The 25,890-nt window shown below is 37.4% G+C and carries 32 protein-coding genes; all 32 read right to left on the bottom strand.

Translation table 11 applies throughout. From position 1 onward, the window contains the following. Window positions 1–119: 119 nt before the first annotated feature. The gene (locus tag KI343_RS02845) at window positions 120–623 is read right to left on the bottom strand and encodes a hypothetical protein (protein ID WP_212924929.1); all 504 of its coding nucleotides are present in this window, start codon (window positions 621–623) and stop codon (window positions 120–122) included. A 23-nt stretch (window positions 624–646) separates the two neighbouring features. Continuing rightward, a complete protein-coding gene (locus tag KI343_RS02840) occupies window positions 647–1,429 on the bottom strand; it encodes a FliA/WhiG family RNA polymerase sigma factor (RefSeq protein WP_280530104.1) in 783 nt (260 codons plus the stop codon). A 21-nt stretch (window positions 1,430–1,450) separates the two neighbouring features. After that, window positions 1,451–1,942 carry a chemotaxis protein CheD gene (locus KI343_RS02835; RefSeq protein ID WP_212924927.1) on the bottom strand — a complete coding sequence of 164 codons (492 nt, stop codon included), beginning with the start codon at window positions 1,940–1,942 and terminating at the stop codon, window positions 1,451–1,453. A 1-nt stretch (window position 1,943) separates the two neighbouring features. Beyond that, entirely contained in the window at window positions 1,944–2,579 is a 636-nt protein-coding gene (locus KI343_RS02830; protein WP_212924926.1) for a chemotaxis protein CheC, read from the bottom strand. Between the two features lie 2 nt (window positions 2,580–2,581). Then, window positions 2,582–3,058 carry a chemotaxis protein CheW gene (locus tag KI343_RS02825; RefSeq protein WP_212924925.1) on the bottom strand — a complete coding sequence of 159 codons (477 nt, stop codon included), beginning with the start codon at window positions 3,056–3,058 and terminating at the stop codon, window positions 2,582–2,584. A gap of 24 nt (window positions 3,059–3,082) precedes the next feature. After that, a complete protein-coding gene (locus tag KI343_RS02820; protein ID WP_212924924.1) occupies window positions 3,083–4,150 on the bottom strand; it encodes a protein-glutamate methylesterase/protein-glutamine glutaminase in 1,068 nt (355 codons plus the stop codon). Window positions 4,151–4,318: 168 nt separating this feature from the next. Then, window positions 4,319–5,179: a MinD/ParA family protein gene (locus KI343_RS02815; protein WP_212924923.1), complete on the bottom strand. Its 861-nt coding sequence runs from the start codon at window positions 5,177–5,179 to the stop codon at window positions 4,319–4,321. Further along, window positions 5,176–6,279 carry a flagellar biosynthesis GTPase FlhF gene (flhF, locus tag KI343_RS02810; RefSeq protein ID WP_212924922.1) on the bottom strand — a complete coding sequence of 368 codons (1,104 nt, stop codon included), beginning with the start codon at window positions 6,277–6,279 and terminating at the stop codon, window positions 5,176–5,178. The genes KI343_RS02815 and flhF overlap by 4 nt, the downstream gene beginning before the upstream one ends. After that, window positions 6,276–8,309 (bottom strand): flagellar biosynthesis protein FlhA, encoded by a 2,034-nt coding sequence (flhA, locus tag KI343_RS02805; protein WP_212924921.1) that lies wholly within the window; start codon window positions 8,307–8,309, stop codon window positions 6,276–6,278. Before flhA ends, flhF begins: the two co-directional genes overlap by 4 nt. 20 nt (window positions 8,310–8,329) lie before the next feature. Next, on the bottom strand, window positions 8,330–9,409 hold the full coding sequence (gene flhB / locus KI343_RS02800) for a flagellar biosynthesis protein FlhB (RefSeq protein ID WP_212924920.1): 1,080 nt from the start codon (window positions 9,407–9,409) through the stop codon (window positions 8,330–8,332). A gap of 1 nt (window position 9,410) precedes the next feature. After that, complete coding sequence (gene fliR, locus KI343_RS02795) at window positions 9,411–10,190, bottom strand: flagellar biosynthetic protein FliR (RefSeq protein ID WP_212924919.1); 780 nt, start codon at window positions 10,188–10,190, stop codon at window positions 9,411–9,413. Between the two features lie 5 nt (window positions 10,191–10,195). Further along, window positions 10,196–10,465, bottom strand: coding sequence for a flagellar biosynthesis protein FliQ (gene fliQ, locus KI343_RS02790; RefSeq protein WP_212924918.1), 270 nt, complete (start codon window positions 10,463–10,465; stop codon window positions 10,196–10,198). A gap of 29 nt (window positions 10,466–10,494) precedes the next feature. After that, a complete protein-coding gene (fliP, locus tag KI343_RS02785; protein WP_212924917.1) occupies window positions 10,495–11,160 on the bottom strand; it encodes a flagellar type III secretion system pore protein FliP in 666 nt (221 codons plus the stop codon). After that, the gene (locus KI343_RS02780; protein WP_212924916.1) at window positions 11,153–11,770 is read right to left on the bottom strand and encodes a flagellar biosynthetic protein FliO; all 618 of its coding nucleotides are present in this window, start codon (window positions 11,768–11,770) and stop codon (window positions 11,153–11,155) included. The genes fliP and KI343_RS02780 overlap by 8 nt, the downstream gene beginning before the upstream one ends. Before the next feature lie 252 nt (window positions 11,771–12,022). Next, entirely contained in the window at window positions 12,023–12,385 is a 363-nt protein-coding gene (locus KI343_RS02775) for a response regulator (RefSeq protein ID WP_212924915.1), read from the bottom strand. Window positions 12,386–12,413: 28 nt separating this feature from the next. After that, entirely contained in the window at window positions 12,414–13,607 is a 1,194-nt protein-coding gene (gene fliY, locus KI343_RS02770; RefSeq protein ID WP_212924914.1) for a flagellar motor switch phosphatase FliY, read from the bottom strand. After that, window positions 13,604–14,590 (bottom strand): flagellar motor switch protein FliM, encoded by a 987-nt coding sequence (gene fliM, locus KI343_RS02765; RefSeq protein WP_212924913.1) that lies wholly within the window; start codon window positions 14,588–14,590, stop codon window positions 13,604–13,606. Before fliM ends, fliY begins: the two co-directional genes overlap by 4 nt. Window positions 14,591–14,621: 31 nt before the next feature. Continuing rightward, window positions 14,622–15,044 carry a flagellar basal body-associated protein FliL gene (fliL, locus tag KI343_RS02760; protein WP_212924912.1) on the bottom strand — a complete coding sequence of 141 codons (423 nt, stop codon included), beginning with the start codon at window positions 15,042–15,044 and terminating at the stop codon, window positions 14,622–14,624. After that, the gene (locus KI343_RS02755) at window positions 15,037–15,255 is read right to left on the bottom strand and encodes a flagellar FlbD family protein (RefSeq protein WP_212924911.1); all 219 of its coding nucleotides are present in this window, start codon (window positions 15,253–15,255) and stop codon (window positions 15,037–15,039) included. Before KI343_RS02755 ends, fliL begins: the two co-directional genes overlap by 8 nt. A gap of 67 nt (window positions 15,256–15,322) precedes the next feature. After that, on the bottom strand, window positions 15,323–16,117 hold the full coding sequence (flgG, locus tag KI343_RS02750; protein ID WP_212924910.1) for a flagellar basal body rod protein FlgG: 795 nt from the start codon (window positions 16,115–16,117) through the stop codon (window positions 15,323–15,325). 87 nt (window positions 16,118–16,204) lie between these two features. Then, window positions 16,205–16,570: a TIGR02530 family flagellar biosynthesis protein gene (locus KI343_RS02745; protein WP_212924909.1), complete on the bottom strand. Its 366-nt coding sequence runs from the start codon at window positions 16,568–16,570 to the stop codon at window positions 16,205–16,207. Further along, window positions 16,570–17,061 (bottom strand): flagellar hook assembly protein FlgD, encoded by a 492-nt coding sequence (flgD, locus tag KI343_RS02740; protein ID WP_306432535.1) that lies wholly within the window; start codon window positions 17,059–17,061, stop codon window positions 16,570–16,572. The genes KI343_RS02745 and flgD overlap by 1 nt, the downstream gene beginning before the upstream one ends. 42 nt (window positions 17,062–17,103) lie before the next feature. Next, the gene (locus KI343_RS02735) at window positions 17,104–18,639 is read right to left on the bottom strand and encodes a flagellar hook-length control protein FliK (protein ID WP_212924908.1); all 1,536 of its coding nucleotides are present in this window, start codon (window positions 18,637–18,639) and stop codon (window positions 17,104–17,106) included. 31 nt (window positions 18,640–18,670) lie between these two features. Continuing rightward, window positions 18,671–19,303 carry a MotE family protein gene (locus tag KI343_RS02730; RefSeq protein WP_212924907.1) on the bottom strand — a complete coding sequence of 211 codons (633 nt, stop codon included), beginning with the start codon at window positions 19,301–19,303 and terminating at the stop codon, window positions 18,671–18,673. Window positions 19,304–19,308: 5 nt separating this feature from the next. After that, complete coding sequence (gene fliJ / locus KI343_RS02725; protein WP_212924906.1) at window positions 19,309–19,755, bottom strand: flagellar export protein FliJ; 447 nt, start codon at window positions 19,753–19,755, stop codon at window positions 19,309–19,311. A 28-nt stretch (window positions 19,756–19,783) separates the two neighbouring features. Further along, window positions 19,784–21,094 carry a flagellar protein export ATPase FliI gene (fliI, locus tag KI343_RS02720; RefSeq protein WP_212924905.1) on the bottom strand — a complete coding sequence of 437 codons (1,311 nt, stop codon included), beginning with the start codon at window positions 21,092–21,094 and terminating at the stop codon, window positions 19,784–19,786. Next, entirely contained in the window at window positions 21,091–21,828 is a 738-nt protein-coding gene (gene fliH / locus KI343_RS02715) for a flagellar assembly protein FliH (RefSeq protein ID WP_212924904.1), read from the bottom strand. The genes fliI and fliH overlap by 4 nt, the downstream gene beginning before the upstream one ends. Then, window positions 21,821–22,831 carry a flagellar motor switch protein FliG gene (gene fliG, locus KI343_RS02710; RefSeq protein WP_212924903.1) on the bottom strand — a complete coding sequence of 337 codons (1,011 nt, stop codon included), beginning with the start codon at window positions 22,829–22,831 and terminating at the stop codon, window positions 21,821–21,823. The genes fliH and fliG overlap by 8 nt, the downstream gene beginning before the upstream one ends. Before the next feature lie 12 nt (window positions 22,832–22,843). Then, window positions 22,844–24,442 (bottom strand): flagellar basal-body MS-ring/collar protein FliF, encoded by a 1,599-nt coding sequence (fliF, locus tag KI343_RS02705; protein WP_212924902.1) that lies wholly within the window; start codon window positions 24,440–24,442, stop codon window positions 22,844–22,846. 48 nt (window positions 24,443–24,490) lie between these two features. Beyond that, entirely contained in the window at window positions 24,491–24,793 is a 303-nt protein-coding gene (gene fliE / locus KI343_RS02700; protein WP_212924901.1) for a flagellar hook-basal body complex protein FliE, read from the bottom strand. A gap of 26 nt (window positions 24,794–24,819) precedes the next feature. Beyond that, the gene (gene flgC, locus KI343_RS02695) at window positions 24,820–25,275 is read right to left on the bottom strand and encodes a flagellar basal body rod protein FlgC (protein ID WP_212924900.1); all 456 of its coding nucleotides are present in this window, start codon (window positions 25,273–25,275) and stop codon (window positions 24,820–24,822) included. Window positions 25,276–25,277: 2 nt separating this feature from the next. Continuing rightward, entirely contained in the window at window positions 25,278–25,670 is a 393-nt protein-coding gene (flgB, locus tag KI343_RS02690) for a flagellar basal body rod protein FlgB (protein WP_212924899.1), read from the bottom strand. Window positions 25,671–25,890: the final 220 nt, after the last annotated feature.

Genomic DNA, 25,890 nt, shown 5'->3' with positions numbered 1-25,890 from the left:
CCAACTAAATATAGTTAAACTATTTACACCAAAAGTTACTATACCATAACATCCCTATGTAGGCAAGCTATTTCAGTGACTTTTTTTGTGTAAAAAGAAAACAGATACCTTGCCGAGCATCAATTCTCAATTGAACGGCCTGACTTCCGCTTTTCTAAATGAAGTTTGATAATTATTTCTGCTTCTGTTTTTCCGCAGTTTAGCTTGTTAGCGATATTATCTACTGTCTCGCCTTTCGCATGAAGCTGCAATATTTTTGCTTCCAGGGATGTTTCTACTTCATCCTTCAAAGCAATGGTTTGATATGCATCCAATCCTGATATTTCTTGATCTTTTATCACAAGGGGGACGGTATCTCCTTGTTTCCTGTTAAGAGGCTCTGGTTTCATTTCCTCCGAGCTGGTTTTCTCATGTTTAAATGCCGTTTTATCAGGTTGACTATCTTCCTGCAACAGATTTTGGAGTCTTCTATTCTCCTCGCGTATTTCTTCTAGGGTATCTTTTAATACGCTTTGCGTTTGCTCATTTACACCAGCGTTCTGCTTACTTTTTAACAATAAATAGATAGCTAATATTGAAATACCATGCAATAAAAAGCTAATCATCCATAATAATGTTGACATAATTTTCCCTTCCCATACTTACTTTATGAAAGCTGACTTATTTTACGGAGTATGGAGCGTAATTTAACAATACTCCGTTTATGAATTTGCGAAATCCGAGAAGTAGTTAACCCAAGAACTTGTCCAATCTCTGTAAAGGTTAACTCATCTTGATAAAAAAGACTGATTACGAGCTGTTCTTTTTCATTCAGAGACTTGATACCTTCTATTAACTCTTGCTTCCATTCTTGCTGTATTAGTTGAGATTCTGGTCTTAGGTTTGGGGTATCTGATATATTATAGCCAATCCCCTCTTTTAAGTCACCCTCCTGACCTTTTGGCTTATCTTCTATAGAGAACATACTGCTTAGTACGGAATCTCTTAATGTTGTCTCTACTTCCTGGACAGTCATCCCTGTAAGTGCTGCAATATCTTTTGGTTGTGCTTCCCGCTGATACATCTGCTCAAATTTTTCGCTTGCGTGCTCTACTTTTTTTGTTTTCTCACGTATAGAACGAGGAAGCCAGTCCTCTTTTCTTAAACCATCTATAATAGAACCTCTGATTCGAAATGAAGCATATGTATCAAATTTCAAATCTCGTTTTAAATCAAATTTTTGCAGCGCATCATAAAGACCAAGCAACCCATAACTGCGTATTTCTTCGCGATCCACACTGCTAGGCAATTGACTTACAATTCTTTCCGTGTGAAAGGAAACGAGGTACATATAATTATCGATGAGCATATTTGCTGCTTCATTATCTTGACTAGCCATCCATTTATTCCATAATGCTTGTTCTTGTAAAGGATCTAATGAACTCAACATGACACGCTCCTTCCAAATCGGTTAAATCGTATAGATATCATGATTTCTTTTTCGAATAGAAAGCATGGAAGTGCTCGGATCGAATTCAATTGTTCTTCCAACGTTACCGCCAACATCCGAAGAAACAATTCGAATATTTGATTTACGAAGCGCTTCTTGCACTGCCTCTATATTTTTGTCACCAATCCGCATAAAACTTGTTCCCTTCCCCGTTTGAAACATTTGAGCGCCACCAGCCATTTTAGCTTTGATATTTCTAGCCCCTTTTACTTGCAACATCTCTAGTAATTGAGGAATCGCGGTATCTGCATACTTCATAGGATTAAAATTGCTTGTTTTAGCTTGGCTGGAATCTGGTAATAAAATATGTGATAGACCTGCTATTTGACGTTTTTCATCATACAATACTGTACCAACACAAGAACCTAGCCCTAATGTTCGAATATTAGCAGGGGTCTGGACTGTTTTCGTATCTGCAATACCCACGTTTACAATTGTCTTTGTTATACTCATTTTAATTCCATCCTAATTTAGCAAAAAGCTTTTGAAATGAACTCGGGTCAGGGATAAATAGGAAATTCCCGTTAATATTTTCATGACTTTCTTCCTCTTGCCTTATTTCCGTGTCAATAATAATTGCATAATCTGTCACTTGTGAAATTTCTAATAACCCCATTGTCATGATGGCACCAGCCATGTCCATCCCCAAATGCGGTACAGAAGGTTGCAGGTTCATCCCTGTAAAATCAGAAAGCGCAGTAAGGTACGAACCGGTTAAGATATTTCCAATTTCACTTAAAGCCGACATTGCGATATCCAAATCTGCACCCTCCGTTTGTTCAGATAAGCGGGATTGATTATTATAGGTTATTTTTTGAACCAAGTATTCCGCTTCTCTCATATCAAAGACAATAGCCATAACGCCAGTCATTTCGCCTTCCACTTGAAACATTAATCCGACAATTGGCTGCTCTGGCCCTCCAACTAATTCAATCACTTCATTAAAATCAGCAATCTCAACGTTAGGAACCATCATATCTATTTTCTGCCCTAGCAACTGAGATAGGGATGTTGCTGCATTTCCTGCGCCAATATTCCCTATCTCTTTCAGAATATCCTTCTGCAAATCAGTTAAATGAAAGGCATCCATCATTAATCATCCATTTCTTTCAACTTTATTTCTTCTAAATCTAATAATTTATATATATCCAACAAGATAATGAGTCGGCTATCGATATTAGCAATAGAATGGATGTATTCTTTTTTAACTGTCCCGATTAGTTCTGGCGGATCTTCGAAAAGACTTACTGGAATATCTAAAACATCATTTGCATTATCAATAATCAAGCCCACCTGATTTTCTCCAATTCTTGTAATAATAATTTGATCGTTTTCCTTATCAGATGCCTGTTTCTGATTCAATCGAATACGTAAATCTATGACAGGAATAATCTTCCCTCTTAGATTAATAACCCCTTTTATATACTTGCGTTCATGTGGAACCCGAGTAATTGGTAATGCTGTCTCAATGGACTCTACAATTTTCACCGGCAAGCCATATTCGCTGCCATTTAAATCAAAAATGATTGTTTTTTCTAGCTGTTCTTCAACTAATTGTTTCTGTTCCATTTAAAACTGCCCCCTTCTCCTTATTTACTGAATTAGATTACTTAATTGACTAGCCATTTGATTTAAGGGTAATTGATAATCAGCTAACCCTTCATTAATTATCGACTTTGGCATTCCATATACAATAGCTGTTTCTTCCGTCTCTGCTATCGATAAAACATGGGGATTGTTTTTTTTCAGTTCTTTTAACCCCAATGTTCCATCATTCCCCATACCAGTTAGTACGCATGTAACAATTTGATAGTTTTTCAAAGCACATAAAGAGCGAAATAAAGTATTTACAGACGGACGATGACCATTTTCCGGCGGTTCTTGGTTTAATGAAATTACCAATGCCATGCCACTGCTTTTTACTTCCATATGGTAGCCGCCCGGAGCAATATAAACGGTCCCTTTTTTCATCAATTCGCCGTGTTCTGCTTCCTTCACCGTTACTTGACTCATATGATTTAAACGTTCAGATAGAGATGCGGTAAATCCAGGCGGCATATGCTGTACAACAGCCACAGGAGCACGAAGATTTTTTGGTAAAGCTGTAATTACTTCTTGCAGGGCTCTAGGCCCTCCTGTCGAGGTTCCAATTGCAACAAGCTTCTTTGATGCTAAACTTGGTTTTCCAGGCATTGTTATCGGCTGCTTAATATGCTCTATCGGTACATGGGCTTTTGCTTCATTTATCTTTTTATGTACTTTAACTTTAGCCGCGGTGTATACTTTATTACAAATTTCTTTTTCTACCTTTTTAATATCTAACGAAATAGCACCTGATGGTTTTGTTATAAAGTCAACAGCACCAGTAGAGATGGCTTGAATCGTTTGATCGGTGCCTTTTCTTGTTTCGCTGGACAGCATGACTACTGGAACAGGATACTCAACCATAATCTGCTTTAGAGCTTCTAAACCGTCAAGTTTAGGCATCTGCACATCCATGGTGACGACATCAGGCCGCAGTTTTTTCGCTTTGTTTACTCCATCTAAACCATCTGTTGCTGTTCCAACAACTTGGAATCTACCATCTTCTTCTAATATTTCTGTAATCATTTTTCTCATAAAGGCAGAATCATCCACGACAAGTACATTAATTAGAGCCATTCTCTCACCTCACAATCTTATAAAATTTCATTCAGGGGAGGGATTACTCCCCTCGCTACAATCCGGTTTTCCGTGGGTATCATCCCCATGTAAATCTTCGGTCAGCTAGGTTATAGAATATTCATTTTAGGGAAAAGCCCTAAAGAAAGTCTTCTTATAAACAATAGTTTACGGGCGGTTCTCCACGATAAAATACTTTATCCGCTCTAGGAAACTGCCAGACTTCCGCGAACGATTGCTAGTTTGTTGAACATACGATTGCAGAATCAATTCCATAGCTTTGGATGCCTTTGTCTTAGGGTATAGGATGGTGTATGGTTCTTGGTGCATTACCGCCTTTACGACGTTTGCATCTTCTGGAATCAGTCCTAGCGCTTGTGCACCCCCATCTAAAAAACGATGAATTACTTTATGAAAATTATTTAAAACTGTTTTACCATCCGAGTTATTCCTTGAACGATTTAAGATAGTGTAAATAGGCATATTTACTTGATTCACTAAAATATGCTTTACCATTCCATATGCGTCCGTAATCGAAGTCGGCTCGGGAGTAGTTATCACAAAACATTCATCTGCTGCTAAAATAAAAAATAATGCCGTTTCTGTCACGCCCGCCCCCATATCAAATAGTACAAAATCGTATTCTCTTAATACAGACGCTAAGCCTTGAGAAAAAATCTTTTTATTATGTTGGTCGATTTCTAAAATATCCCGAAGGCCCGACCCTCCTGGAATATAGTCTACGCCATAATTACTTTTTACAATTGCTTCTTCTATGGAAATACGATTATTTAAAGCATCTGCAATAGAATGTTTGGTTTGCATACCAAGGAGTAAATCAATATTGCCCATACCAACATCCAGATCAAATATTAAAATACGATTATTTTGACTTGCGAGTTTGATCGCAAAATTTAAAGTGAAGTTTGATTTTCCAACGCCGCCTTTGCCACTGCATATAGCGATTGTTTTAGCAGTCCGATGGGAGGCAAGCTGGCTTCGCAATTTTTCAGCTTGATCATAGCTCATTGTTTCTCACCTATGATGAAATGGCTAAGGTTATTTAACGTAGGATCAACCATATCCTCTGGCACGTCCTGACCGTTTGTCATATACCCTATTCGAATCCCAGAATAATTTGATGCTAAATTTAATATATTCCCGTATTGCTCCGTTTCATCTAACTTCGTCAATAGGAGTCCATGTATTCCAATAGCATCAAACTTACCATAGATATCAAGAAAATCCTTGGGTTTTGTTGTCATTGATAGAACAAGATAATTGGTTACCTCATTTGGATCTATCCAATCTGTAATATCCTTTAAATAAGTTGCATCTCGATAATTTCTGCCAGCTGTATCCACTAATATCACATCATAATCCTGTAATTGTTCAATATATTGACGATATTCTTGTTTATTGTAAGCTACCTCTATAGGTATATGAAGAATCTTCGCATATGTTTTCAGCTGTTCAACAGCTGCTATTCGATACGTATCTAAAGTAATAAATGCGATTTTTTTATTTTCTGTCAGTTGCATTCTTGCCGCTATTTTTGCAATGGTTGTCGTTTTTCCCACTCCAGTTGGTCCAACAAACTGAACAACTTTATGAGTATGGGTAAAGCCTAATTGGATGGCTGCTAATCGCTTTTTTACTTTTTCATGAATGCTCTGTTTTAACGTTTTCGTATCTTTTTCTTCAGAGGATGACATATTACCCTCTTCTTTGATCAACTTTAAAGCGATGTCAGGCAGAACCTCCTGTTCAACTAAACTATCATAGATTAATTGTTCCTCTGGGCTTAACTTCAACTGAAGCTGTTTACTCTGTGCTTCCAGTAGTTTATAAACTTGTTCCATCTCATTCGAACGTGGAGAAACTTTTTGAGATATCATCTCTTTTTCAGGGACAGTAATTTCCTTTTTACTTGCCTTCTTTTTCGAAGGAGCTACTGGCTCTGGATCATGGCCAACAACTACTTCAATATAATTCTTTTTAAATAACCCGAATATACCGCCCACTTTAATTTGCCTAGATTGTAAGATAACTGCATCTTTGCCGAAATCTTTTCGGACTTGCTTCATCACTTCTGGCATCGATGGAGCCTTGTATTTTTTTATTTTCATGCGATATTCACCACCCCAACACTTTGTACCTCAACGGTCGGTTCTAATTCGTTATATGACAAGACGACTACTTGAGGCAGGAAACGGTCTATCAATTGTTTCAAGTACATTCTAACTGCCGGAGAGCATATGATGATGGTTGTTTCTTCTTGCAACGATACTTTTTCAGCTTCTTTATGAATCGCTTGAACAATTTCTTGCTGCTGTTCCGGGTCTAATGCTAAGTAGTTTCCGTGTTCTGTCTGCTGAATATGTTCAGCTATCACTTTTTCAACTTTTCCAGACACAGTAATTACTTTTAATAGATTATTATCTTTCACATAACTCTTTGTAATTTGCGATGCTAATGCTTGTCTTACATACTCACCAAGCACCTCCGTATCATTCGTCATTTTAGAAAAATCAGCCAATGTTTCAAAAATCACTGGTAAATTTCGAATAGATACGCCCTCTCTAAGCAACTTCGCTAATACTTTTTGAACATCTCCAATAGATAGTGGTTCAGGTGTTACTTCCTCAACTAAAATTGGATTAGTTTCTTTTAAATGATCAATAAGCTGTTTGGTTTCTTCTCTTCCTAATAGTTCAAATGCATGTTTTTTAATAACCTCTGTAAGATGCGTCGATACGACAGAAGGCGGATCCACAACTGTGTATCCAGATAATTCTGCTTCATCCTTCACATTTTCACTGATCCATTTAGCCGGCAAGCCAAATGCTGGCTCCTTCGTATCTATACCCTCAATATCATCTTCTAAAAAGTCCGGCGCCATAGCTAAATAATGATCTAACATTAATTCTCCGCTGGCAACCTGATCTCCTTTTATTTTTAATTGATATTCATTTGGCTGAAGCTGAATATTATCCCGGATGCGAACAACTGGTATAACAAGCCCTAATTCAATAGCCAATTGCCTGCGTATCATGATTACTCTGTCCAGTAAGTCGCCTCCTTGAGATGCGTCCGCTAGCGGGATTAATCCATACCCAAACTCAAACTCAATGGGATCCATATTTAACAAGTTTACAACATTTTCCTGCTGTTTCAGAGCTGTCGAGGCTGTTTCTTCTTCCTCTTCCTCTGTAACTTCCTCCGGTTCGGCTGCTCTTTTTTCCATCCAATAACCGCTAAAAGCTAAAAAGCCGGCAAGTAGTGTTGTTAGGAAAAAGTTTATTGGTGTTAAGCCAAGCAAGAAAATGGCCCCTGCTGCGATATATAATAGTTTTGGGAACTGCAGTAATTGGTCTGTAACATCAGAACTTAAATTACTTCCTCTAGCTGATCTTGTAACAACAATCCCTGTTGCAGTGGAAATAAGCAATGCAGGAATTTGACTGACCAAACCATCCCCGACAGTAAGCCTCATAAATGTGTCAACAGCTTCTTGCATAGGCATGCCCATTTGAACAACGCCTATAATAATTCCAAAAAGAATATTTATAAGAAGAATAACTATCCCGGCAATGGCATCTCCTTTTACAAATTTACTTGCACCGTCCATCGAACCATGGAAATCTGCTTCATTCTCAATTTTTTCTCTTCGTTCTTTCGCTTGGGTCTCTGTAATCAACCCCGCATTTAAATCCGCATCGACGCTCATCTGTTTCCCAGGCATCCCATCAAGGGAAAATCTAGCGGCTACTTCAGATACACGCTCTGCACCTTTTGTAATAACAATAAAATTAATAATAACTAAAATAATAAATACAACAAACCCAACTAAAGGATTATTTCCAATTACAAAAGAGCCGAATGTTTCTACAACCCCTCCTGCATTACCTTCTGAGAGAATGGCCCGAGTCGTTGACACATTTAGAGCTAGCCGAAATAATGTCAAAAGTAAAATCAGCGTTGGAAACACTGAAAACTGCAACGGTTCCGTTGTATTCATTGCTACTAAAATGACAACCAATCCTAGTATTATATTAATTAATATGAGAAAACTTAGAAGTCCCCCAGGCAAAGGAATTACCAGCATTACGATTACTAGTATCACACCTAAGAGAACAGCTATATCTCGGACTTTCATTTCCATTCTCTCCTAACTTCTTACGCTTTTTTCTCCATTTGATACACATAAGCAAGAACTTCTGCAACAGGTTGAAAGTAATCTTCCGGGATAACCTCACCAATTTCTACAGCTGCATAAAGCGCTCTTGCTAGTGAACGATTTTCTACCATATGTACTTTGTGTTCTTTTGCAATTTCTTTGATGCGTTGTGCGATACTATCTGTCCCTTTTGCAAGAACAAAAGGTGCTTCTGCTTTTGCTTCATCATACTTAATTGCAATAGCATAATGCGTAGGGTTTGTAATAATAACATCTGCATTCGGTATTTCACTCATCATTCTTCTTGTTGCTATTTGTCGCTGTTTCTCTTTCATCTTTGATTTTATTAAAGGATCCCCTTCTACGTTTTTATACTCATCCTTAAGGTCTTGTTTAGACATCCGGATGTTTTTCTCAAAATCATACTTTTGATACAAATAATCAAGGACACCTAAAAAAATCAATAAAGCAATGGCAGAAAAACCCATCATCACCGTAACTTTTGCAAAGAACTTTAGAGCTCCTTCTGGACCCAGGAATGATGTCATCAGCATTTGATCCTTATTTATCCAAATCACGGTAAAGGTAACTGCCCCAACCATGGTAATTTTTAATAAAGATTTCAGAAATTCGACAAATGCACGAATCGAGAAAATTCGTTTTGCCCCCTTAATCGGGTCAATTTTTTTCAAGTCAAACTTTAAGGGCTCCGTACTGAATAAGAATTTAACTTGAAGTAAGTTTGCCGCTAAACCAGAAATAATGGCAATCACCATAATTGGCGCAACCATAATAATCGCCTGCAAGGCTGAATCGTTAAACATGGTTTGAACGGAATTATTTGTTACATCCCAATGTATATATTCCGTAAATGATTTCCTAAAAAAAGCAGTCATATGTTGGAGTATATAACTGCCAAATACAAACAAGCTAAGAAAACAGCCAAGAAGCAAGATTGCTGTATTCATGTCCTGGCTTTTTGCAACTCTTCCTTTTCTCCGTTCATCCTGTCTTTTCTTTGGAGTCGCTTTTTCTGTTTTTTCACCTGCAAAAAATTGTAAATCTAATGCCAATGACACACTAAGCACCTCCAAATAAAACCATTAGCTGCTCCATCACTTGATACATTGTTTGAAATACATATTGTAATAAATTCACATAGAGCGCTAGGAAAACGAGAATTGCAACAAAACTTACAAGAATTTTAATCGGCAGCCCAACAACAAACACGTTCATCTGTGGAACAGTACGCGCCACGATTCCTAGTGCAACATCTACTAAAAACAAGCAGCCTACAATCGGAATAGCTATCTGAAAAGCAATAAGGAACATCGTATTAAACGTGGTTAATACAAGCTCTATAATGCCCTCCCTTCCAAAAGGAACGAACTGGTCTAATGGAATATACGAAAAACTATTCATCATGCCATTTAAAATCATATGGTGTCCATCGACAGACAACAGGAATAGCAAAGCAATAATATAGAAATATTGTCCTGTTAATGGGCTTTGTGCACCTGTTTGCGGATCTACAACGTTGGCAATGGCAAACCCCATTTGAAAGTCAATAAAACCGCCAGCAATTTGAATAGCAGAAACCAAAATAAAAGCAATTAATCCAATACAAATTCCAACAAGTGCTTCTTTAACCAGCAGAAACAAATATAAATCATTTAACACCACATCACTGATATCCACAGAAGAAATTAAAATGATTGTGAGGAAAAAGCTAATTCCTATTTTAAATTGAACAGGAACTGACCGATAAGAGAATAGAGGCATAATTACAAAGAATGCCATCATGCGCACAAATATTAAGATGAAAGCAGGAACAAGATTCCAATTAATAAGTTCAATCATTTGATCTACCCTATATATTGGTTAATATTCATATACAGATCAGATGTAAATTCAACAATTGTTGTTAACATCCAGGGTCCGAAGAATACTAAGCCAAGTAATACTGCTAAAATTTTTGGAATAAATGCCAATGTTTGTTCTTGAATCTGCGTCGTTGCCTGGAAAATACTTACAAGCAAACCAACTGCTAATGCAAGCAGTAATAATGGAACGGTCATTAATAAAACAGTATAAATCCCTCTTTCAGCCAGGGTTAATACAAATTCACTACTCATTGATTCTACTCCTTCCAGTACGTCCTTTTCTAAAAACCACCGAGTAGTGACTGTGTAATCAAATACCAGCCATCCACCAAAACAAATAGTAATATTTTAAATGGTAATGAAATCATCACCGGTGGCAGCATCATCATTCCCATCGACATAAGTATACTTGCAACAGCCATGTCAATAATTAGAAAGGGAATAAAAATCATAAAACCCATTTGAAAGGCCGTCTTTAGTTCACTGATTGCAAATGCAGGAACTAAAGTTGTTAGTGGAATATCCTGTACAGTTGCCGGTGCCTCTGCTTTTGTATAATTTAAAAATAATTGCAAATCCTTCTGCCTCGTATGCTGTGCCATAAACTCTTTCAGCGGAACACTCGCATTATCATACGCTTCTTCTAAAGTAATTTCTTCGCTAAAGAGCGGTGATAATCCCTTTTCATAGACTTCTGAAAATGTTGGCGCCATGATAAAGAACGTTAAAAATAACGCAATACCAATTAAAACTTGGTTAGGCGGCATTTGCTGTGTCGCTAACGAAGTACGTACAAATGACAAAACAATGATAATCCGTGTAAAACAAGTCATTAAAATTAAAATTCCTGGAGCCAAGGAAAAAATCGTCAATAATAATAATAACTTCACAGAAGTTGCAATATTCGTAGGATCAGAACTTGAAAATATATCTATGAATTCATTCATTTACATCGTCCTTATGTTTCTTAATAAGATCTTGGCGATTTTTACGAATCGACTTTAGCTCTCTTGTCAGTAATTGATCAAAGGATTGATCAGATTTATTGGCTTTTTCCTTCTTTCCTTTCAAAAAGAACGATGAAGCATCCAAGTCCTTTTCCGTCCGTTGATCCATCAACTCAATTGTTTCAGGATCATTAATCTCCTCTAAAAGCTCCACATTATCTCCAACACCAACAAGGTAATATTTTTTTCCTACGCGGATAATTTGAATAGATTTATTTGAACCAACGGAAATCCCGCCCACATTGCGAAGGATATTTGTTTGCTGATTAAACCCATTTTTCTTCCCCAGCAATTTCAATACCACGTAAACTAGTCCTAATACAAGCACTAAACCAACAATCAGCCTGACGATTTGTCCGAACATAGAAGGATTTGAAGTATCATCTTCTATCAACAATTCTCCATTGTTCTCCTCGCTATTATTTTGATCGTTTCTATCAGGCTGTTCACCGTTATTATTTAATGGTTCGGTACACTCCTCATCATTTTCAAGGCATTCTAATACATTTGCTTCTGCGTTTGCAGGAACTGGGAGCAGCATATAAATCATTATTCCTGCTCCCAATACATACATAAGCCATGATAGCTTCTTCAATTTCGTCAACTCACTTTTTAATACGTTTCATACATCTGTAAAACTTTCCTCATATAGAAAACATAGCAAACCAAGCCTTCAAAAGCGCAGGGTTGGCTTGGTTGGGGCCTGGACTGGGATTACTCATCCCTGCGAAAATATTTGCATTTACTTGTCCTATTCACCAGTGAGAAAAGAGTGCATCGTTTCACTGAATGAAGTTGTCATTTATCCTAATACTTTTTGAATTGCTTCAATTACTCGATCTGCTTGGAATGGTTTAACAATAAAGTCTTTCGCTCCAGCCTGAATTGCGTCAATAACCATGGCTTGCTGTCCCATTGCGGAACACATGATTACTTTTGCGTCTGGGTTCACTTGTAGAATTTCTTTTAAAGCTGCTAAACCATCTTTTTCCGGCATCGTAATATCCATGGTAACTAAATCAGGTTGACACTCTTTATATTTTTCCACTGCCTCATTACCATCTTGTGCTTCAGCGGCTACTTCATATCCATTCTTCACCAAAATATCCTTAATCATCATTCGCATAAAAGCTGCATCATCTACTATTAAAATCTTTTTACCCATTTTGTATTCTCTCCCTCATCTTATAAATCTATTTTTTTAAATGTTGAATTCTATCTGATTGACTAACTACATCCGTTACACGGACGCCAAAGTTTTCATCGATTACAACGACTTCCCCTTCAGCTACCAATTTTTCATTTACAAGAATATCTACCGGTTCACCAGCTAGTTTATCTAATTCAATAATAGAACCTGCTGATAGCTCTAAGATTTCCTTGATTGACTGTTTTGTTCTTCCAAGCTCCACAGTAACTTTTAAAGGGATATCCATTAACATATCTAAATTTCGCTGCCCTTGATTGCTCAATGGAGGCTTTTCAAACTCTGAAAAAGCAGCTTCTTGTACGTTTACGTCATGTGAACTGAACGGTCTACCCAAAATATCATCATTCGTCTTCTGTTTTTCTTCGGTCATTTGCGTTCGCTTATCGTTTGTTTCAATATGATTATCTTGACGCACATTCGACGTTATATTTGTATTTACACTAGTGCTTTCAGCAGTTAGCTTGTCTGCTGTATTCGCTTTTTCCTCCGTTGATGGAGCTGGATTCATTAATTGCTGTACTAATTCTTTTGCAAAGTCTAATGGAACAAGCTGTACCATATTAGAATCTATTAAATCACCAACCATTAACCTGAAAAACACTTTGACATAGACATTTTCATCAAATATAACTTCTTTTTTTTCATTTTCCAGACCATGAATAATTTCTGGTGGAGATATATCTATTTTTTTATTAAACACCGTAGACATACTTGTTGCTGCAGACCCCATCATTTGATTCATTGCCTCTTGAACTGCGCTCAGATGGATATCATTTAATTCTGTATCAGGAGTTTTCCCGTCACCCCCGAGCATAATATCAGCAATGATTGCTGCATCGTCTGCTTTAATGACAAAAACATTATTACCAGTAAAACCTTCTATGTAATTTACTTGAACACTTACAGGTTTAAATGTAACTTCTTCTTCTAGATTTTCTTTTCTGATCGTTGTAACTACCGGTGTAGTAATTTCCACCTTTTGATTTAAAAGTGTAGACAGCGTAGTTGCTGAGCTTCCAAAGGAAATATTTCCAATTTCTCCTAAAGCATCCTTTTCTATCGGCGTTAAATATTCTTCATCGTTTGCTTGCTCTTGTTCATCATCCATCTGATTATCTTCCGTTACGTTGAGCAGTGCATCTATTTCTTCTTGCGACAGCTTGCCATCATTCATCAATTTCCATCACCCCATTCTAGTTCCTCTAATACTTGAACAGACATTTTTTGTCTGAATTTACCTGGTTGCACAAGAAACTTAAGTTCGTCATTCACCGCCATCTTTAATGGCGAATCAATTGGTTGATCTAGAGCAATAATATCTCCAACAGCGAACTCTAAAAATTCATCAATATGAATGGATGCTTCTCCAAGTATTGTTTTAACTTCCACATCTGTATTTTGCAGATGTTGTGACATTCTTTCTAGACTTTTTTCATCTTTATTTTTATTTGATTGCATCCAGTAATGGGCAGAGAGCTTTGGTATGATGGGTTCTAAAATACCATGCGGGATACAAATATTAATCATACCAGATTCTTCTCCAATCATAGCTGTCAAGGAAACAACCACTACCGTTTCAGTCGGAGCAACGATTTGCATAAATTGGGGATTCTCCTCAAATTCTTCTAAAACTGGTTCAATATCAGCAACAGATGACCAAGCATTTTTTAAATTATCCTCTGCCTTCTCAAACAATTGGGTGAGTAAAATCTTTTCAATTTCTGTCAGACTGGTTGTTTTTGCAGTGGTAGAGCCTTTTCCCCCAAGCATTCGCTCCAGGAGCGCAAATGCAACATTCGGATTGATTTCCATAATCAAATTCCCATTCAACGGTTCTAAACTATAAACATTTAAGATTGTTCGCTTAGGTACAGAACGAATAAACTCTTCGTACGGTATTTGGTCCACTGAAGTAACAGTAATATTTACATATGTCCGCAGTTGAGTAGCAAAATAGGTCGTAAGCAATCGCGCATAATTTTCATGAAGTCGTGAAATGCTTCTTATTTGATCTTTTGAAAAACGTAATGCTCTCTTAAAATCATATACTCGAATACGCTTTTCGTTCTCTTCCTTCTTTAATTCTTCAGCATCCATTTCCCCTGAATTTATCGCTGAAAGCAAGGCATCAATTTCATTCTGTGATAAAACCTCATCCATAAAATTTGGTCACCTCCTAGCGTGATCTAATCTATTGAAGTATCTTTTTAATTGTATATACTTCGGTAACCGTTCCTTCTGTCATTATCTCATTTAATTTATTCTTCAGGGTTTCCTCTAAATCACCCAGACCTGTTTGAAAATCATCCTCATCCATGACTGCCAATTCTTTAATAATTACATTACTAATTTGGAAATCTCTTTTTTCTAATTCTTCTAGCGCTTTTTTATCGTCTGTGATTACTTGAAACTGAACTTGAACAAACCGGCCATTCTCTATATCTGTCGTCACCTCTGACGTTTCATATGCATTGCTGATCATTTGATCGATGGATTGTTCTTCTCCGGAAGTTTCCTTAGGTTCGTTCACGTAGATGACAACAATAAGCGTTGCAATAACAACTACAAGTAAAGTAATTATGGTAGTCACCGCAATTTTTACTATTTTACTCATCTTTTTCACCTGCCTTCAAGGGGAGCACTGGAAACCCAATTTGATGATAAAAGGCTGTTACCTTTTTAATAATTTCTTCTTCACTTTCTTTAACAAATACCTTTTTTCCATTTAATAATGAAATACTCGTATCTGCATGCGCTTGGATTTGCTCAATCATAATTGCATTGAGAACAAAAGGCTCATTATTTAATCGGGTTAGCCGGATCATAATTATGCGGGACTAACCTAACCAGTTGATTTTGATTTTAGCTTAGGCCAGTCCCTTCCTCCCTTGCTTATCGTTTTAGATTAACAAGCTCTTGTAAAATTTCATCAGAGGTTGTAATAATTCTTGTGTTCGCTTGGAATGAACGCTGTGCTGTAATCATCTCAGTGAATTCCTCAGACAAGTCAACATTAGACATTTCTAGAGCACCACTGATGATTTCACCTGATCCATTTTCCCCACCAGGCTCACCTATATTCGGCACACCAGAATTACCAGTTTCTGCGTACAAACTACCCCCAACCTTTTCTAAACCGCCCGGATTAGAAAATTTTGCTAATGCAATTTGTCCTGCTTCTTCCGGATTCCCATTTGCATCAATATACGTCACCGTTCCATTCGGCTGTACACTAAAACTCTCAGCATCCTCTGGGATTACAATGTTTCCTCCCCCTACAGCTTGTAAATAATACCCGTCCGCATTTACAATAGCCCCTGTATTATCTAGGAAAAAGTTCCCTGCGCGCGTATAGTAATTGGTGTTATCTCCTTGAACAACAAACATGCCGTCACCTTGTATTGCAAAATCTAACGGGTTATTTGTGGTTTGTCTAAAACCTTGTGTATGTGTATTGGAAATTGCACCTTCTTGCGACCCAAGACCAATTTGGGAAGCATTAATTCCGCCTCGTCCATTTCCAGCCCCTTGTGCTGCTGTTGTTGTCTGGCTCAGCATATCCTGAAAATTAATATTTGCTTTTTTATACCCGGTTGTATTTACGTTAGCGATGTTGTTACCGATAACGTCTAATTTTGTTTGTGAATTTTTCATTCCTGAAATACCTGCATACATTGAACGTAACATGATTACTTCCCCTTTTCATTTTCATTTGACCGTTTCTGTCATTCCACAGTCATGGCCTCCCCTAAAGGTCCAGCCTTCGTTTATCAATTAAAGTAAAATTGTTCCATTAATATTTGTAAATACTTTATGATCTGCTTCTGCCTGATTTAAAGCAGTAATAACAGTATTGTTCTTTACACTTACCACCATGGCACTTCCGTCAACAACAACCAGTGCATCCGTAACACCCTTTTGCTTTGCCTCTATCACTTTTTCTTGGATAGACTGCCATTCTTGGCTGCTGAATTGGATATTGCGTTCTTTCATGCGATCTGCTGCATGCTTACTGATAGTCAGTGATTGCTGATGCTTTAGAATATCTTTAAAGCCTGACTCTCCCTTATTCGTCCCTGTTTTCTGTATAGGCTGCTCTTTGGGTATGACTGGTGCGATTGGCTGAATAAGACGAGCCATTATTTTTCTCCCTCCTCATTTTCAGAAGGGCCATTCTCTGTTTCATTTTCCGCTTTCCCTACTTCAATTACTGTGTCAGCGTAGATTTTTTCGCCATTATCTAGATGAAAGACTGCCCAACCATCTTGCTGTGAAACAGAAACAACTTTACTTGATGTAATACCAGTTTCTTTTCCTGTCTCTTCGTCAAATGTCCTATAATTCACGGTTTGGCCAATCATATGACTATATTGTATAGCTGGAGATACAAGCTGATTATTTACCAAGAGTTCCATGGATTTTGACATGTTCATCATTTGTTCTAATGAAGAAAAAGTTGCCATCTGTGCTACAAATTCTCCTTCATCCATTGTATTCATCGGATTCTGGTTTTTGATTTGAGCCATCAAAAGTTTTAAAAACTCGTCTTTTCCTAAATCCGGAGAAGGTGTCCGTTCCTTTGGTTGATTAGTTAAATATAAAGATGGATCGATAGAAGTTATTGTTGTCACCGCCTTTCAAAATCCAGTCATGCTTATCAAGAACATCCTCTATTAAACCTGCTCTTCTATCGTTTGTGATAATAATTCTTCCATAAAAGCTTCAAACGAATCTGAGTCAGATGTTTGTTTCCCTTGATGGGAATCAGAAGAGCCCTCATGTTGACTGGATTGCTGTTGTTCATGTTGATTTTCTTTCGAGCTTTTTGATGTCTCCGTATTAGAAAGTAATAAATTATCCTGTTTTTCGACTGTCACCTGATGAGGAGAAAATACGTTTCTGAGTTGATGCATGTTTGACTCTAGTAATTCCTTAACAAATTTAGAAGAAACTAGCATCTGCACCGTCACTTCACCATCAACTTGGACGAAACGAATCGTCATATCACCTAAATTCTCAGGTCTTAACTGAATAGATATCGGATTTTGTCCTTGAATAAAGCCTTGCATACGTTGTGATTGGACAAGGGTTTCTATTTTGTCAATCAATTCTTTACCAGATAACATTTTTGCTGAATCAGCCTGTCCAGTATGGAGGATATATTGCTCAACTCTTGAAATAGGTAAGCTATCTTGTTTAAAAACACCAGGTGATGCTCCTTGAAAAGCAGATTGTAACCAAGTTGCCACTTTGGACTCCAAATGCTTCTGGCCCTCTGCGTCCACCTTAGGAACTTGTCTAAGCCTATTTGCGTCTTGCTCGGCTGCTTCATCGTTCAAGCCATTCCTTTGTTGCCTCTCTCCCTGCACATTTTCCATCAAACCTTCGTCTAGCAGGTTCGACTTAACGAATTGATCGGTTTGTTGATAACCTGACTTTCCGTTAATTAGTGAGCCTGCTGTCATCAGCTGCTGTTTTATGTAGTCTAATATCTTTTGCTGATTAGGCTGCACACTTTCCCCTTCCGCCTTTGGGCTCTGGCTCAACTCTAATAATTGATTGGTTTGTTGGTAAGCTAATTTATCAGCAATTGATGCGTCTGCGCTTATTACTTGCTGATTTATATAACTTAATACCTGTTGCTGATCAATCGGAGTTTGTCCTTGTACAAACTGATTCCATTCTTGAAGTAATTTCGTTAATGAGTTCGCTATGTTCTCTATATCTTCTTCCGTTTCTATAGATTGCATAAGTTCCGTCATTTTCATATAAATGTCTTTTCCGCTTTGTAAATCTAATTTGGAATCTAAAGCACTTGCTTCTAACGGATTTATCTCCTTCTGTCCTACAGCCTGGTTATGGCCAAGTATATCCTCCGTTGAAAACCCAAGTTTCGGCTCATTCTCTTGCATCGGAAATTCATTTTGCATAGCGAAAGCAAATAATTCCTGCTGCAATGTCTCATTATCCTTGACAATATCAAGTACCTCACTAGGAAGTAATTTTTCAAATTTGTCCATCATTTCATCCAATTGACTATCTTTATCGTCCGATTGACTTAAAGGTATATCCGTTTGAAGCCAGTTAGCATTCCCTTTTAATAAATCTTGAAAACTTAAGTTGGAGGCCTTCGTTTGCAAAGCTTTTGTATTCGGTTGCTGCTGGTCAAGGAATTTTACGTTTGGCATCGTTAATATCATTGAATTCATTCTTTTCACCTCCTTCAATAGGTTCTTCAAATCACTTCATTAGCATTTTCGTATATGTTGTCGCAACTTCCACGTCCATTTGTTGCAGAATATCACCACGATCATCGGTAGACATCTCTTCTAAGATACTGACTGCCAAATCATCTTCTAAATTTTCTAAGATTGCTGCAGCCTCTTTGCTCTTCATACCCTCTAAGGTTCTTGTCATCGTGTTTTTTTCCTGTGAGGCAACTGCTTGTCCTTCATTTTTATTCTGCGCGCCATTTTCTTCCTGATCTTCACTTTCGTTATCACTTTCTATTTGTTCAATATCCGCTTGTAATCCATTAACCTGACTTTCTAATCCAGAAATGGTTTCTTCTAGCTCTTGAATTTGTGCATCTTTTGCTTCTAAGGCCTTATCTTTACTTTCCAATTGATTTTTCATAGCTTCCAAGTCATTCATCTCATATGTTCCATCTTCATCCTCAAACATTTTCCCAATGACCGGGATTGATTTTCCTTGGTCCTTTACCCAATCCAATGCACTAAATCCAGCAATATGTAAAACAAAAACAACAATGACAGCTAGGATAAAAAGTGGCATAATGATTAAAAATAGTTTCATGAACCAGCCATGTGAATTATTCTTGACTTCCTTTTCATTCTGGTTATTATTTTTCATTTTTTTCACCTTTGCTTTTGTCTTAGGTACTGTTGCATTGACATTTCATCCATAAAATTTGCTTCCTGCTTTCGTACAGTTTCTTGAGCCTCTTCTTGTTTTAGTTCAACAATTTTGTCATATTTTTTGTATTCAATATACACTTCAGATAACTTATTCTGTTTCGTATTCATATCATTTCTCGCTCTTTGGACTAATAATTGCACGGTTTGAATTTGGTTTGTTAATTTTTCAATATAAGCAGATTGTTCTTTTATTTTCTCAATTGATGTCGATGTTTGAATTGCATTATCAAACGTGTTTTCAGCAACCTCTTTTTTCTTCAACAAATTGTACAACTCCATAGCAATCTTCTCGAACGTTTCTTGTGATTCGGTATAAGCCTTTTGAGCTATTTGTCTCTCATTATCATGCATATCTCGAATTTTAACCAAACTAGATATTCGAGCCATTTAAAACAACTCCTTTATAAACACCTTCTTATTCAATCAGGTTCCTCATCATTTGTATGCTCTCCTCAAGTCCCACTCGTTCATGGACGCCTTGTTTTAAGAAAGAAACAATTTTTGGATAAGAAGCAACAGCCAGATCCACCTCAGAATTCGTGCCTTTTTTATATGCTCCAATGGAGATTAACTCATTATTTTCTTCGTAGGTCGCAAGAAGAGTTCTCAGCCTGATTGCAATTTGTTTATGTTCGTCTGTTGCGATAGCATTCATTACACGACTAATTGACTTTAAAACATTAATTGCAGGATACTGACCTCTTTCTGCAATTTTACGATCTAAAACAAAGTGGCCATCCAAAATACCTCTCACCGCATCCGCAATCGGTTCATTCATATCATCTCCGTCAACCAATACCGTATAAAATCCAGTTATCGATCCATTCTCATCGGTTCCTGCTCTTTCTAAAAGCTTAGGTAAAATGGAGAAGACGCTCGGAGTATATCCTTTGGTTGTCGGAGGTTCGCCTACAGCTAAGCCAATTTCCCTCTGTGCCATGGCAACTCGTGTAACGGAATCCATCATTAAATTCACATTAAATCCCTGTTCCCGAAAATATTCGCTGATAGCTGTTGCTGTATATGCTCCCCGAATCCGCATAAGCGCAGGTTGATCGGACGTTGCTGCGACGATAATCGACTTTTTTAAACCATCTTCCCCTAAATCGTTCTCTATAAATTCTCGGACTTCTCTTCCACGTTCGCCAATTAGAGCAATTACATTCACATCCGCACTACTATTCCTTGCAATCATTCCGAGAAGTGTGCTTTTTCCTACTCCACTCCCGGCAAACAAACCAACACGTTGACCAATTCCCATTGTCAAAAAACCATCGATAGCACGAACGCCAACTTGTAGGGCTTGTTTAATTCTTGGGCGGGAAAGCGGATTAGGCGGATTTCTCTCCGTCTGATAACTTGTTAAGCCTTTTGGTAATGTCTCTGCGTCAGAAAGGGGTTTCCCCAGAGGATCTAATACATGTCCAATCAGGCTTCTTCCTACTTTTACTTTCAATGGATTTCCAGTAGCTTCTACTAAGCAGCCTGATCCTACTTCATTCACTTCTCGATAGGGCATTAAAATAATTCTTTCATTTTGAAACCCTACGACTTCAGCTATAATAAGTTCTCCGTCCTTTGTGCTGGTGTGAATGTAACAAACTTCTCCAATATTTGCAGCGGGACCCTCTGATTCAATCATTAAGCCTACCACGCGAATGACTTTACCATATCGCTTATAAGGGTCCGTTTTTTCAATAACTGAGATAAGCGCTTCTTTATTCATTGCACATCCTCCATAACATACTCCATTAACGCTTCTCTAATCTTTTCCAACTGTGTATCTATACTGGTTTCCACTTGCCCATGAGGATGTCTGATAATACAATCTGTTGGTTGAACAAGGGCATCCGCATGGATAGACAGCTTTGTTTCGTCACCTACCAAGCGCTGCAGCTCTTCTTGATGAGAGTGAACTTCCCCATAGTAATCAGGATGAATAATGATCGTAATGCAAGGCTGCGCTTTTACATCTTCCAAAGCAGCTGTTACCAATTCCATAATATAGGATGGTTGTTCTTTTAATGCTTGCTGCAAAACCTTATTCGCTACGGACATGGATATTTCGACAATACTTTCTGTATGTTTTTCTAAAGTTTGATGGTAATCTTCTTTTGCTATATCAATAATATGATTTGCTTCTTTTAATTTGTTTTCATATTGCTGATAAGCCTCTTGATTTCCATCTTCATAACCCTTTTGAAATCCTTGCTGTTGAGCTTCTTCTATCCATTTTTGTTTTTCTGTTTCCCATTGATTACGTGCTTCTTTTATCTGATTATTCGCTTCTTCTATTCGCATTTGCTGCTGCTCTTGAATCGTTGCTAATTCTTTTTTCTGCAGCGATATGGATTCAGATAATTGATGATGCTCTTCCATTACATCCGCATGGTTCGTATTTGCCATTGGGAGAATTGTTTCAATTGGTTTAATCGATATTTGTTTTTTCTGATTAGACAATAATATCGTCTCCTCCGCCTCTTGCTATAACAATTTCCCCCTTGTCTTCTAATCCACGTATTACATTCACAATTCTTGTTTGTGCCTCTTCTACATCTTTCAATCGTACTGGTCCCATATATTCAATTTCTTCTTTGAAAGTGGATGCCATTCGCTCAGACATATTTTGGAATACAGTATCTTTAACTGCATTGCTTGCTACTTTTAGTGATAAACGTAAGTCCTCGTTGTCTACTTCTCTGATGACACGTTGAATTGCACGATTATCAAGTGTAACAATATCTTCAAATACAAACATTCTTTTCTTAATTTCTTCAGCAAGTTCTGGATCCTGAGACTCTAAAGCTTCTAAAATGGTTCTTTCTGTAGAGCGGTCCACGCCATTAAGAACTTCTACCACAGTCTGAATACCACCAGTTTGTGTATAATCTTCTGCCGTAGATGCAGAGATATTTTTTTCTAATACTTGCTCTATTTGCGTAATAATTTCTGGCGATGTTGAATCCATCACCGCTATTCTGCGAGCCACGTCGGCTTGAACATTTTTTGGCAATGCAGAAAGAATTTGACCGCTTTGTTCTGCATCCAAATAAGAAAGAATAAGCGCAATTGTCTGGGGGTGTTCTCCTTGAATGTAATTCAATACCTGCTGCGGGTCTGCTTTCCTGGCAAAATCAAATGGTCTGACCTGTAAGGAAGAGGTTAACCGATTAATAATACTCGAAGCCTCTTGCTTGCCAAACGCCTTTTCCAAAACCGTTTTTGCATATCCGATCCCGCCTTGTGAAATATAATCTTGTGCAACCACGATTTGATGAAATTGGTCTAACACCTCGTCTTTTAGGGCTGAATCAACCTTTTTCACCGAAGAAATCTCTAAACTTAGCTTTTCTATTTCTTCTTCAGATAGATATTTATACACTTGAGCAGAGACATCTGGGCCTAAGGAGATTAAAAGAATGGCTGCTTTTTGTTTTCCAGTTAACGAACCTTTTCTTGCCATAAATAATACCTCCTAATCCTCATTCATCCAGCTTCGTAATAACTTCGCGAATTCTTCTGGTTTGTCATTCGCAATCTTTTCAAGTTGTTTTCTTCTAATCACTTCTTCTGATTCTTCTGTTTGCAGATCAGGAATAACTGTTTCTTTATCCTCATAAACAGCTTCTTCTTGCTGTTCTTCCTCAAGCCATTCTTCTTCCGCTCTATTTCTGCGTAACATAACTATTAATATAATAATAACGAGTAACAATACTCCTGAAACAATATAGAGCCATAACGGGATTCCTCCTGTTTCTGGTTGCGTTTCTCCCTCAGTGGTTGTACTGAATTCTTGAAAGACAATAGACGTATTTGCATCCGTTACTTCATTCTGTAGATCGCCGTCAACCGAAGTTTCAATGATAGAGTTTAATATGGAATCAATACCTTCTTGCACGGATGTTTGTTCTTGCTGGTTTAGGTATTCTACTTCTCCATCTGCCCCTTGTCTTACATTATTTACTGCAACCTGTATACCAAGGTCTCGCACTTTGTAAGGACTTTCTACTATCTCACGTCTGACTCGGTTAAACTCATAATTTATGGTTTCTTTATCTAATTCATATTCTCCGTCTTCTCCTTCGCCAGCAGGATAATTTGCAATATCCTCTTCACCAGTTCCCGCTACATCATCCGGGTTACCTTGACCTGTATAAGACTCTTGAATAGACTCTAAACTTACCGGTATACCTTCCATCGATTCCATATCGACTGGGTCTACTAATTCTTCTGTGCGATTTTCTTGAGAAAAATCAATATCTGCTGTTACAGAAACAACAATATTTTCATTTCCAACCATGGTACCCAGCATTTGTTGCAATCTGCGTTGAATATCTTTTTCTACTTCTCTCTTAATAGTTTGCTGATTAGAATATGTATCTCCGCCTCCAGCGAACTGCGTATCTCGATCATAATATTCAAAGTACTGATTCATTATAATAATATCTTCAGGTTTTAAATTCGGAACCGCCTTGGACACAAGGTGATAAAGTCCTTCAATTTGATTTCCTTCAAACTGGTAGCCTGGCTGTGTATCTATCATAATAGCTACACTTGTTTCACCTGTTACATCATCAGCAAACACAGGCTGTTCAGGCATATTGATCATCACTTGTGCATCTTGAATCCCATCAATTGCTTTTATTAGCTTACCTAGTTCTGTTTGCATCGCATCGAGTTTCATGACACTAAATTCGTTCTCTGTAACACCCCACGAGGCATTTTCACTGAAAAAAGAGTAATCAATACTTCCACTGCTTGGAAGACCCATTGAAGCAAATTCTAGTAACAAAGAATCAACATTCTCTTCTGGCACCATGATGGAACTTCCTCCGTTCTCTAGTTCATATGGCACAGATTTAGCATCTAATTCTTTTGTAATTTGACCAGCTTCCTGTACAGATAAATCATTATACAAAGGAACATATTGCGTATTTGTCGTAAAGAAAATCACTAAAACAATCAAGATTAGAATCAGAAGTGTTCCGCCAAGAATTGTTCCTTTTTGCCCCTTAGACCTGGATCCCCAAAAATTAGAAGTGGATTCTCTCCATTTCTGTAATCTCTCTTTCATATACACTACCCTCACTAATTATAAAACTGTCTGTCGTTTTAATTCTAATTACACTTGCATTCGCATTATTTCATTGTAAGCATCAATTACTTTTTTCTGTACTTGCACACCTGTTTCTAGCGTAATGCTTGCTTTCTGTGCTGAAATCATTACATCATGAAGATTTTCCACGTTCCCATTTGCCAAACCTTCTGTTTTCATATCCGATTCTAATTGCGTATGATTTAAATCCTCTATAGCATTTTTTAGCATGGAAGAGAAATTGTTATGTACCTCATATGGAGTTGTATGTGAAGGTTTGTTCTGTTCTGTCTGGTGTAATGAAGGAAGATAAGTTCCAATTGTATTCATTTACTCTAACCACCTTTTAAATCTTGTTATTTCCCTATTTCTAATGCCTTCATAAGCATCCCTTTACTTGCATTAAAAGCTGTGACATTTGCTTCATAGGATCGGGAAGCACTCATTAAATCTACCATTTCTTTCAAAGGATCTACGTTAGGCATTTCCACATAACCATCCTCATTTGCATCCGGATGTTCGGGGTTAAAAACAAGTTCAAAAGGAGATTGGTCTTCTACAATGCTTGTAGCCTTTACACCAGCAACAGTATTGTTCGTCGTTCCTTCTGCGTATTTTAACATTTGTTTAAATGATGGTTGCCCCGAACCAAATGTAGCCATTTTCCGACGATAAGGTTCATATTCCCCTTGTTCATTCTGTGTTGCCCGCGTTGTTTGCGCATTAGCTAAATTGGAAGAGACCAAGTCCATACGCAATCTCTGTGCAGTTAATCCACTTGCACTCGCATTCATCGATTGAAAAATAGACAATTTTAATTTCCTCCTCGAATAACGGATTGTAAACTATTAAATTTCCCATTTATACGGTCAATAAGACTATTGTAATAGATTTGGTTTTTAGCCAGTTCCGCCATCTCTTTATCGATATCCACGTTATTCCCATTGTGATTATATGTAGTAGACGAATCTCCAACTATACGGTAGGCTCTATTATCCGCTTCTTTAAAATTTATATGACGTTGATTTGTTATTTTTGCTTGAAGCGTATCTAATTCATTTTCTAATGCAGATTTAAAACTAACTTTTTTCGCTTTATAATTCGGTGTATCGACATTTGATATGTTGTTTGATATAACATTATTCTTTGCAGAAGCATACTGTATCGAATTTTCTAGCTGACCAATCGTTCCACTAAATAAATCCATTTGTATTTCTCACCTCTTTTTTCATGAACACCCATAAAATACTTTTGATGGACGAACTAATTCTAAACTAATTAATCAACAAAGTCTACGGTATTTGGGCATTATTCTTGACAAAATTAAAAACAGTTCAACACAACTAGGTCTATATACCCTCATATTGTTGTCAGCAAAACCACTGATACCGGCATTAATCGTCAAATGACGATTCAAATGACATCAT

It is taken from the genome of Oceanobacillus sp. J11TS1, assembly GCF_018333215.1.
Taxonomy (GTDB): domain Bacteria; phylum Bacillota; class Bacilli; order Bacillales; family Amphibacillaceae; genus Oceanobacillus.
This window is presented reverse-complemented; position numbering and strand designations above follow the sequence as displayed.